General features: G+C 60.6%; 1 protein-coding gene. It reads left to right on the forward strand.

Going from position 1 to position 510, the window contains the following annotated elements:
* A partial coding sequence (locus tag ACU8YE_RS24390) for a hypothetical protein (protein WP_446929959.1) occupies positions 1 to 510 on the forward strand: 510 nt, incomplete at both ends.

The raw sequence follows: 510 nt of genomic DNA on the forward strand, positions 1-510 counted from the left end.
GTCCTGGCGCATAATCAGCCGGATTGGCGACGTCTGGTTGAGGTGTTGACGATGGGGTTTGTCGGCTCTGTCATGGTGACGTTGTGGGGGTGGGGATCTCCGCAAGGTGGTGTGCCCACGCACGTGCGTCCGGTCGGTGTGGCAGTGGCTGTCAGCGGTATCGCAGGACTGATCGCCATCATCATTGCGTGGTTGCGTTCTCGTAAACTCGTGGGACGCCGCGTGCTGACTTTGGTCGTCTGGTCCTTGCCACTGCTCTTTAGCCCGCCGCTGTTGAGCCAAGATGGCTGGGCTTACGCGGCTCAAGGTTGGATTCTCACCCAGGGGATGGATCCATACCGCGTCCCACAAGGTTTGGCTGAAGTTCTCGGCAAGGCTGTTGACACGCCGTGGCAAGCAACGACGGCGGTGTATCCCCCCGGGTCACTGTGGATTCAGGCAGCCGTGGTGAAGATCGCTCACGCAGATCCCACGTGGTCAGTGATGCTCATGCGAGTACCCGCCCTCATC

It is taken from the genome of Ralstonia sp. VS2407 (assembly GCF_052950655.1).